Source organism: Georgenia sp. (assembly GCF_054605595.1).
The window spans coordinates 1-8,074 of record NZ_JBTSDU010000135.1 but is presented as its reverse complement, the minus strand read 5'-3'; the positions used below and the strand labels follow the sequence as shown (position 1 = coordinate 8,074).

Sequence of the window (8,074 nt, the reverse complement as noted above, 5' to 3'; positions counted from 1 at the left end):
TCCTTCTACTTGGTGACTTGGAAGCGTTAACAACTCCCATCGTCCCAGGTCAGAAGGGCACTCGTCTCTCACGACCCGCCGCCAGCCCAAACCACTTCGGCGGATCCAGGTTCAGACCCCGACTACACCCTCAATTATGAAGAGCCGGTAATGGTTTCTTCGACATCTCGAGTTCTCCCACCGCGTGTCGTGCCCTTCGGTTGCCAACCGAAGGATAGCGTGGGTTGTACTGAACGCAAGCCCAACCCCGGGGGGTGTCGTGATGAGCGATCGACCTGATGACGGCAACGAGTTCGAGTTGGTCTCGGCCACCCTCGGTGGGTTGCCGATCGTGAACCTGATGCTCGACCGGCTCGGGCTACCAGGCCTGCTCGCCGGCGCGCTGCCCGCCGAGGACGCCCGCCTCAAGCTCGCGCCGGCGATCGCGATCCGGCTGGTGATCACGAACCTGGTGCTGGGCCGGGAACCGCTCTACGGCCTGGGCGAGTGGGCCGGGCGCCACGACCCGGGCCTGCTCGGGCTGCGCACCGGCGACCTTGAGGTGCTCAACGACGACCGCGTCGGGCGGGCCCTGGAAACGCTGTTCGACGCCGACCGGGCCAGTCTGCTGACCGCGGTGATGCTCCGGGCGATCAAGGAGTTCAACATCGCCACTGACCAGCTGCACAACGACTCCACGTCGGTCTCGGTGCACGGCGCCTACGCCGGGGCGGTCGGCACCGAGCGCGGCGGCAAGCCCACCCCGGTGATCACGTTCGGGCACTCCAAGGACCACCGCCCCGACCTCAAGCAGCTGCTCTGGATCCTGACGGTCTCAGCCGACGGTGCGGTCCCGATCGCCTACCGGCTCGCCGACGGCAACACCAGCGACGACCCGACCCACGTCCCGACCTGGGACGGCCTCGTCGGGCTGCTGGGGCGCACCGACTTCCTCTACGTCGCGGACTCCAAGCTGTGCTCGCGCGCCGCGATGGGCCACATCACCGGCAACGGTGGTCGGTTCGTGACGGTGCTGCCCCGGTCCCGGGCCGAGGACGGCGCGTTCCGCGAACACCTGCAGACCCACACCCCGGTCTGGACCGAAGCGGCCCGCCGACCAGGAGGGCGCCTCGGTGATCGCGACGAGGTCTACTCCACCACCCCTGCACCGCTGCCCTCAGCGGAGGGCTACCGAATCACCTGGGTGCACTCCACCGCCAAGGCCAGCCGGGACGCCGCCAGCCGGCAGGCCCGCCTCGAGGCCGGGGTCGCGGCCCTGGAGGCCCTGGCCGGCAAGCTCGCAGGCCCGCGGAGCCGGTTCAAGACCCGGGTCGCGGTCGAGGCGGCCGCGACCAGCGCGGTCACCGGCGCCCACGCCGAGCGGTGGGTCACGTTCACCGTCACCGAGACCATCACCAAGACCTACAAGCAGGCACGCGCCGGCCGGCCCGGAGCTGCGACGAACTACCGGGAGATCCTCACCAGCGGATTCACCGTCCACGCTGACATCAAGCTGGACCAGGTCGCCTACGACGCCGCCAGCGACGGCTGCTTCCCGCTGATCAGCAACGACCGCGACCTCACCGACGCCCAGATCCTCGGCGCCTACCGCTACCAGCCGAACCTGGAACGGCGCCACCACCTGCTCAAGAGCGTCCAAGACGCCGCGCCCGTGCTGCTCCACAACCCGGCCCGGATCGAGGCCCTGTTCTGCTGCCAGTTCCTGGCGCTGCTCATCTGCGCCCTCATCGAACGCGAAGTCCGCACCGGCATGGCCCAAGCAGCCCTGGACAACATCGCGCTCTACCCCGAGTTCCGCGACTGCAAGACGCCATCAGCCGAGCGGATCCTGGAGATCTTCGCCACCGTCTCCCGCCACCAACTCCACTGCGACGGCACCCACGTGCAGACCTTCGAGCCCGAGCTCACCGCCCAGCAACAGCAGGTCCTCGACCTCCTCGGCCTGCAGCACAGCGCCTACACGCAGCCGGCGAAATCAACGAGATAACCCGCGCGAAATGTGCGGAACGTCAGTTAAGAGGGCCCACTGTCCGAGATTACCGTGGCAGTCCAGTGGAGGGCGTGCAGGCTTATCGGACGGTCAGCAGCTCGGCGGCGATCCGGTCGGCGAGCTCGCGGAGAACGGGGAGGGCTCGCTCGCCGAACTCGTACGTCACCCGGATCGCGGGACCGGAGACCGAGACGGCCGACGGGGTGGGCGCTCCTGGTACGGACACGGCGAAGCAGCGCACTCCGATCTCCTGCTCGCCGTCGTCGACGGCGTATCCCTGCGCCCTGACCTTCTCGAGCTCGGTGAGCAGAGCGGGGAGCTCCGTGATGGTGGCGTCGGTCGCGGTGGGCATGCCGACGCGCGCCACGATCTCACCAACGGTCGATTCGGGAAGCTGCGCGAGAACCGCCTTGCCGACGCCGGTCGAGTGGCAGAACACCCGGCGGCCGACCTCGGTGAACATCCGCATCGAGTAGGACGACGATGCCTGCGCGACATAGACGGCCATGTCTCGGTCGATCATCGCCATGTTGACCGTCTCCCCCAGATCGCGGGCTGCCTGGTCGAGGTACGGCCGGGCCCCGACCCCGAGGTGTCGGCCGGCGCTCTCGCCGAGCCTGATCAGCTTCGGTCCGAGGGCGTAGCGGCGAGACGGCGCCTGACGTGCGTATCCGCGTGCTACGAGCGTCTGCATGAGCCGGTGGATCGTGGGCATCGGCAGACCTGATTCGGTGGCCAGCTGGGTCAGGGTGACGTCACCGCCGAGGTCGGTCATCGCCTCGAGCAGGTCGATCGTGCGCTCGACTGACTGGACGCCAGTGCCGTTGCTCATGTTCGTCGCCTTCCGCATCGTTCCCGGGCTCGGGAGTCTCTTCTGCCTCACCCGAGCAATTATTCCACGGACTGGAACGTAACGGTCACAACCTTGTTCCTGGTCCACAATGCTCGCGTGACTCCCGCTCCCATTCGGACAACCAGAACCGCCGTACTGGTGTGGGGTTCGGGCCTCGCCGTGTACGTCCTCGCGATCGCCGCCCGCACGGCGTTCGGTGTGGCAGGTCCCCAAGCCATCGACCGGTTCGACCTGAGCGCCTCAGTGCTCTCGCTGTTCGTGGTGATCCAACTGGGGGTGTATGCGCTCGCGCAGGTGCCGATCGGTGTCCTCCTGGATCGGATCGGAAGTCGCTGGATCCTCACCGCAGGGGCCGCCCTGCTGTCGATCGGCCAGGGGATGCTCGCAGTCGCGGACGACCTACCGCTCGCGCTCGCGGCGCGGGTGCTCGTCGGGCTCGGCGACGCGGCAACCTTCGTCTCCGTCCTGCGGCTCATCCCGTCGTGGTTCGCGCCACGCAAGGCTCCGCTCTTGACGCAGCTGGCGACGATCATCGGCGCGCTGGGCCAGGTGGTCTCTGCAGTCCCCTTCATGGCCGTCCTCGTGGAGTTCGGGTGGGAACCCGCCTTCGCGGCACTCGGTGGCCTCGGCGTCCTCGTGACGATCCTCGCAGCCGCGGTCGTCCGCGACCGTCCCGCTCAGCGCATCGGCCCGGACGGGCACGCTCCACCACGGCGTGGCTCGTCGCAGGCCCCCGCCGCCGGAGCGTCGAGGAACAGGCAGCGGCCGATGCCGCTCGGCGCCGTGCTGCGCGCGCCCGGGACATGGAGGGTTATTCAAAACTCCACGTCCGCGGTCGATCTGGACCGCTGACCTGCAGTGACGCAGCCCGGTCCGTAGTTCTGAATAACCCTCATGGCTTGGCTTCTTCACTCACTTCGTGAGCCTCTTCCCGTCCAACACCTTCCTCCTGCTGTGGGGAGTCCCGTTCATGACGCTCGGGCAAGGACTGAGCCCGCGCACGGCGAGCGCGCTCCTGGCGGTCACGGCCGTCGCGGGACTGGTGACCGGACCGATCGTCGGAGTCCTCGTCGCTCGCCATCCCCTGCGTCGGTCCTGGCTGATCCTCGGAACCATGGTCACCGTCGTCGTGGTCTGGGCCACGATCCTCATCCCCTCCACGCCGCGTGCTCCGTGGGTTCTCGTCGTCCTGGTCGTCGTTCTCGCCGCATCGTCGAACATGGCTTCGGTGGGCTTCGACTTCGTCCGGACGTACGTTCCCAGGCACGGTCTCAGCACGGCCACGGGAATCGTGAACGTCGGCGGCACGGTCTCGTCCCTCGGTGCCATCCTCCTGATCGGCGTTGCGCTCGACATCTTCAACGGCCGGGGTGAGTACGGGCTCGACGATTTCCGGCTCGCGCTGGGGGTGGTGCAGGGTGCGCTGTGGGGCGTCGGACTCCTTGGACTCCTGGTGGCTCGACGGGCGACCCGGAGACGGATGGCGACCAGGGGCATCCTGGTGCCGCCGATGCGTGAGGTGGTGGCGCGGCTCCTCGGCGATCGACGACGATAGTGACAGCGCGCCGCCGAGTTGGTGCGGCTGCGTGGGGAGATCACCGGACTGCGCGAGGTCTTGCCGGTGCAGTGGCGGCTACGACCCCGGAACAAGGGGCGTGCCTGGTATGGGGGTGCGGACGTACGATGGGTGCCGGACCCCGGGTCGGCACTGATCCGGAGTGCGGGCCTGGACCTGGGCCCTGGCGGTCCGCTCCCGCCCGGCGCGCGGCACGGTGACCGCGCAGCACCGGGCCCCGCCTCTCGGAAGTGCACGCCTGTGGCCCACCGTCCCAGCCTGTCCCTCGCCGCCTCCCTCCTCGCCGCCGCGCTGCTCGCGGCGTGCTCACCCTCGGGCGGTACCGAGCCCGCCGCACCCACCGGCGCCGCGACACCCGGCTCGCCGGGCACCGCGACGTCCGAGGCCGGCGCTCCCGACGCCGCCGCGGGCTTCCCGCTGACCGTCACCACGTGCGGCACTCGGACCACGCTCGAGGCGCCGCCGCAGCGCATCGTGACGATCAAGTCCTCCGCCACCGAGATGGTGCTCGCCCTCGGGGCGGGCGACCGGCTGGTGGGCACCGCCTTCGCGGACGGGCCCGTGCCCGACGCGCTCGCCGGTGCGGCTGCCGAGGTCCCCGTCCTGGCCGAGCAGAACCCCGCCCCCGAGGCCGTCCTCGATCTCGAGCCCGACCTCGTCTACGCCGGCTGGGAGTCCAACCTCTCCGCGGACGGCGCCGGCGAACGCGGCATGTACGAGGGGCTGGGCATCGCCACGTACATCTCCCCCGCCGCGTGCAAGGCGCCCGAGTACAAGCCGACCCGGCTGACGTTCGAGGACGTCTTCGCCGAGATCACCGACATGGGCGCCGTGCTCGGCGACCCGGACGCCGCGGCCGACCTGATCGGCGAGCAGCGCGCCGCCCTCGATGCCGTCGAACCGTCCACGGCCGGTCTCAGCGCCCTGTGGTATTCCTCCGGCGAGGACACGCCCTACGTCGGCGCGGGCGCCGGGACGCCGCAGATGATCATGGACGCCGTGGGCCTGACCAACGTCGCCGCCGACGTGACCGACACGTGGACGTCGCTCGGCTGGGAGGCCGTCGCCGACCGTGCGCCGGACGTCATCGTGCTCGTCGACGCGGCCTGGAACACCGCGGAGCACAAGATCGCGCTGCTGGAGGCGAACCCGGTCACCGCGATGCTGCCCGCGGTGCGGCAGGGCCGGTACCTCACGGTGCCGTTCCCGGCCACCGAGGCGGGCGTGCGCAACGTCGGCGCCGTCGTGGACCTCGCCGGGCAGCTGGCCGCGCTCGAGGCGGGTGGATGACCACGAGGGAGCGGCCCGGCCGCGCGGTGGAGCCGCGTGGCGCGCCGGCCCCGCCCACCGCCGCGGCAGGACAGCGCGCGGCCACCCGGCCCACCCCGGCAGCCCGACGACGGCGCACCCCGCTCACCGTCGTCCTCCTCGCGCTCCTGGTGGTGCTCGCGGCCACGGCCGGCTGGGCCCTCACGCTCGGCCAGGCGGACATCGGCGTGGCGCAGGTGTGGACCTCCGCGTGGCACCACGCGTGCACCGCTGCTGGGGCGGGGGCCGGGGCGGCGTGCCCGGCCGATCCGCTGACCACGATCCAGGACGCGATCATCTGGCAGGGGCGGGCCCCGCGGGTCGTCGCCGCCGCCGCGGTGGGGGCGGGGCTGGCCGTCGTCGGGGCGGTCATGCAGGCCCTCACCCGTAACCCGCTGGCGGACCCGTACCTGCTGGGGGTGTCCTCGGGGGCGTCCGTCGGTGCCGTGCTGGTGATCGTCCTGGGCCTCGCCGCGGCGCTGCCGGTGGCGGCGTTCGTCGGGGCGCTGGCCGCGCTGGTGCTCACGCTCGCCCTGGCCACCCGGCCCGACGGCGGCCTTTCGCCCGTGCGCACCGTGCTGGCCGGGGTGGCCGTCGCCCAGGTGGGCTCCGCCGTCGTCGCCCTGGTGATCTTCTGGTCCGCGACCGGGGACTCCTACCGGGACATCCTGTCCTGGCTGATGGGCTCGCTCGGCGGGGCCACGTGGCCGGAGGCGCTGCTGGCGCTCGGCGCCACCGCCGTCATCGGGACGTTCCTCGCCGGGCGGGGCCGCACGCTGGACGCCTTCACCTTCGGCGACGTCTCGGCCGCCTCGCTCGGCATCGACGTCACCCGGGTCCGGTGGGTGCTCCTCGCGGCGTGCGCCCTGCTCACGGCGCTGCTCGTCGCGGTGGCCGGCGCCATCGGCTTCGTCGGGCTGGTCATGCCGCACGCGGTGCGGCTGCTGGTGGGGCCGCGCCACCACCGGCTGCTGCCCGTCGCGGGGCTGGCCGGCGCGATCTTCCTGCTGGTGGCGGACACCGCGGCACGGAGCCTGTTCGAGCCGCGCGAGTTGCCGGTCGGCATCCTCACGGCACTGATCGGTGCGCCGGTGTTCGCGGTGCTGCTGCGCCGCAGCGGGCGGGACGCATGAGCACGCCCGGTGCCCGCGTCGTCACGGCGGGGGCCCCGGCCGGGGACGACCGCGGCGCGGCCGACGGGCGGCTCACCGGGTCCCCGGGTGGACCGGCCGCCGCCGGTCACCCCCTCGACGTGGCGGCCCTCACCTACGCCGTCGGGCGCGTGCGGATCCTCGACGGGGTGGACGCCACCGTGCCCGCCGGGGCCGTCAGCGCCGTCGTCGGCCCCAACGGTGCCGGGAAGTCCACCTTGCTGCGCCTGCTCGTGGGGGCGCTCGCCCCCGCCACCGGGGCCGTGCTGCTCTCGGGCCGGGACCTCGGCCGCCTGACCCGGCGCGAGCGCGCCCGTGAGCTCGCCCTGGTGGAGCAGGATTCCCCCGCCGAGGTCTCCCGCGACGTGCTCGACGTCGTGCTGCTCGGTCGCATCCCGCATCGCCCGCGCTGGGGCGGGGACTCGGCCACGGACCAGGGCGTCGCGCGCCGGGCGATGGCCCGCACCGGCGCCGACGCCCTGGCGGGCCGGGACTTCGCCACCCTCTCGGGCGGTGAGCGTCAGCGGGTCCACCTGGCGCGGGCGCTGGCGCAGGAGCCGGGTGTGCTGCTGCTGGACGAGCCGACGAACCATCTCGACGTCGGCGCCCAGCTCGCCGTGCTCGGCCTCGCGCGCGAGCTCGCCGGCAACGGCGTCACGGTGCTCGCCGCCCTGCACGACCTCAACCACGCGCTGCTGTTCTGCGACCATGTGCTCGTGCTGGAGGCGGGCCAGGTGGTCGCAGCGGGCGACCCGCGCGAGGTGCTCACCGCGGAGCTGGTGAGCGCCGTCTACGGCGTGCGGGCCCATCGCGTCCGCGCCGGGGACCGGGACCTGCTGGTCTTCGACCCTGCCTGAGCAGTTCCGGGGGGCATGCCCGGCCGGGCCCGCGGCGTCACGTCGCGTCGACACCGCGGCGGAACATGTCCTCCGCCGGGGGGCGGATCAAGGTCGCGGCGCCGTCGCCGTCCTCGAGCGTCACGGCGTGTGCCATGCCGCGCACGACCGCGACCGGCCGGCCGGCCGCCTTGCCCTTGACGAGCTCGGCGACGGCGGCGATCTCGTCGGCCACGTTGATGACGGTCACGGTCAGGGGACGCCCATAGGCGTCGGTCCGGCCGCGGTGGTCGGCGAGGACGACGACCCCGGCCGCCCCGATGGCCATGTCGACGACGCCGCGGCGCCAGGGCCATCGGG

8 protein-coding genes are annotated in these 8,074 nt (G+C 72.1%); 6 read left to right on the top strand and 2 right to left on the bottom strand.

Annotated elements, in window-relative coordinates; genetic code table 11:
- Window positions 1–262: 262 nt before the first annotated feature.
- A complete protein-coding gene (locus tag ACYC1Z_RS12915) occupies window positions 263–1,987 on the top strand; it encodes an IS1634 family transposase (RefSeq protein ID WP_461409931.1) in 1,725 nt (574 codons plus the stop codon).
- 82 nt (window positions 1,988–2,069) lie between these two features.
- Here the strand turns inward: ACYC1Z_RS12915 and ACYC1Z_RS12910 are convergent, their stop codons facing one another.
- The gene (locus ACYC1Z_RS12910; RefSeq protein ID WP_461409930.1) at window positions 2,070–2,822 is read right to left on the bottom strand and encodes an IclR family transcriptional regulator; all 753 of its coding nucleotides are present in this window, start codon (window positions 2,820–2,822) and stop codon (window positions 2,070–2,072) included.
- Between the two features lie 117 nt (window positions 2,823–2,939).
- Here ACYC1Z_RS12910 and ACYC1Z_RS12905 point away from each other — a divergent pair, with 117 nt between their 5' ends.
- From ACYC1Z_RS12905 to ACYC1Z_RS12885, 5 genes are all read left to right on the top strand, one after another.
- Window positions 2,940–3,695, top strand: coding sequence for an MFS transporter (locus ACYC1Z_RS12905; RefSeq protein WP_461409929.1), 756 nt, complete (start codon window positions 2,940–2,942; stop codon window positions 3,693–3,695).
- Between the two features lie 67 nt (window positions 3,696–3,762).
- Window positions 3,763–4,398, top strand: a complete 636-nt coding sequence (locus tag ACYC1Z_RS12900) for an MFS transporter (protein ID WP_461409928.1) — start codon at window positions 3,763–3,765, stop codon at window positions 4,396–4,398.
- A 261-nt stretch (window positions 4,399–4,659) separates the two neighbouring features.
- Window positions 4,660–5,709: a putative F420-0 ABC transporter substrate-binding protein gene (locus tag ACYC1Z_RS12895; RefSeq protein ID WP_461409927.1), complete on the top strand. Its 1,050-nt coding sequence runs from the start codon at window positions 4,660–4,662 to the stop codon at window positions 5,707–5,709.
- On the top strand, window positions 5,706–6,860 hold the full coding sequence (locus tag ACYC1Z_RS12890; protein WP_461409926.1) for a putative F420-0 ABC transporter permease subunit: 1,155 nt from the start codon (window positions 5,706–5,708) through the stop codon (window positions 6,858–6,860). The genes ACYC1Z_RS12895 and ACYC1Z_RS12890 overlap by 4 nt, the downstream gene beginning before the upstream one ends.
- Window positions 6,857–7,735, top strand: coding sequence for an ABC transporter ATP-binding protein (locus ACYC1Z_RS12885; RefSeq protein WP_461409925.1), 879 nt, complete (start codon window positions 6,857–6,859; stop codon window positions 7,733–7,735). The genes ACYC1Z_RS12890 and ACYC1Z_RS12885 overlap by 4 nt, the downstream gene beginning before the upstream one ends.
- 37 nt (window positions 7,736–7,772) lie before the next feature.
- On the opposite strand, the gene ACYC1Z_RS12880 is transcribed toward ACYC1Z_RS12885, so the two are convergent.
- Window positions 7,773–8,074 (bottom strand): coenzyme F420-0:L-glutamate ligase (locus ACYC1Z_RS12880; protein WP_461409924.1); only part of this gene is annotated, 302 nt, incomplete at its 5' end.

Bases quoted from the DNA above. Each gene is read 5' to 3' on its own strand.
- ACYC1Z_RS12910 (WP_461409930.1), bottom strand. From the start codon at position 2,822: ATGAGCAACGGCACTGGCGTCCAGTCAGTCGAGCGCACGATCGACCTG.
- ACYC1Z_RS12915 (WP_461409931.1), top strand. From the start codon at position 263: ATGAGCGATCGACCTGATGACGGCAACGAGTTCGAGTTGGTCTCGGCC.
- ACYC1Z_RS12890 (WP_461409926.1), top strand. From the start codon at position 5,706: ATGACCACGAGGGAGCGGCCCGGCCGCGCGGTGGAGCCGCGTGGCGCG.
- ACYC1Z_RS12885 (WP_461409925.1), top strand. From the start codon at position 6,857: ATGAGCACGCCCGGTGCCCGCGTCGTCACGGCGGGGGCCCCGGCCGGG.